The sequence below is a fragment of the Anoxybacillus thermarum genome (assembly GCF_000836725.1).
Lineage (GTDB): Bacteria > Bacillota > Bacilli > Bacillales > Anoxybacillaceae > Anoxybacillus > Anoxybacillus thermarum.
In genome coordinates, this window is sequence record NZ_JXTH01000152.1 from 1 (window position 1) to 640 (window position 640).

1 protein-coding gene is annotated in these 640 nt (G+C 47.7%); it reads right to left on the reverse strand.

Going from position 1 to position 640, the window contains the following annotated elements; translation table 11 throughout:
• Positions 1–333: 333 nt before the first annotated feature.
• Positions 334–576, reverse strand: coding sequence for a hypothetical protein (locus tag LH47_RS14870; RefSeq protein ID WP_043968822.1), 243 nt, complete (start codon positions 574–576; stop codon positions 334–336).
• Positions 577–640 lie beyond the last annotated feature (64 nt).

Consider the following 640-nt stretch of genomic DNA (forward strand, 5'->3'; position numbering starts at 1 on the left):
TTCCATGTCCGTCATGATGTCCGACAATAGAAAATCACGTCGCGATCGTGACGCGTTCATAGCCTCCCAATACCGACGCTTATACTCCGCAAGTCTTTCCATGTCCTAACCTCCCCAATTTTTCTCGTAATGTTTCTTTAAAATCAAGTTAATATATAGTGCACTGCCAACGCTCCGCTACTCTCCATTGACGCCCTTGACACTGGGGCCCTGCTCCCTTTGGAAACCCTAAAGGGCGAGGCGCGCGGGGAAAAAACGCTCCCGCGCACCTCGGCAACGCTTACCAAAGGGAGCCACCCAGCGATCAAGGGACGCTTCGCTTTGCTCCGCTCGTCATTCCGATTCGCTCCGCTGTTTCAGCAGTTGCGCGTCTATCTTGCTCTCTAACCCCTTGCCAGCTTCAACAACGCTTGTCAAACCTTCAGCCATATCCATTGCCTTCTGTTGTTGCATGTAATGCTCAATAGCAAGAAAAACAAGCGTAGATTTAGGAACTCCAGTCTCTTTTGAACGCTTGTCAAGCCAATCGTTTAACGTCTTACTAATCCGCGTATTTATACGAACCATGCCAGACATACTACCTACCTCCTACATCATTTTTTAACAACTGTTAACATCATTTTAACGCTAACATGAAAAC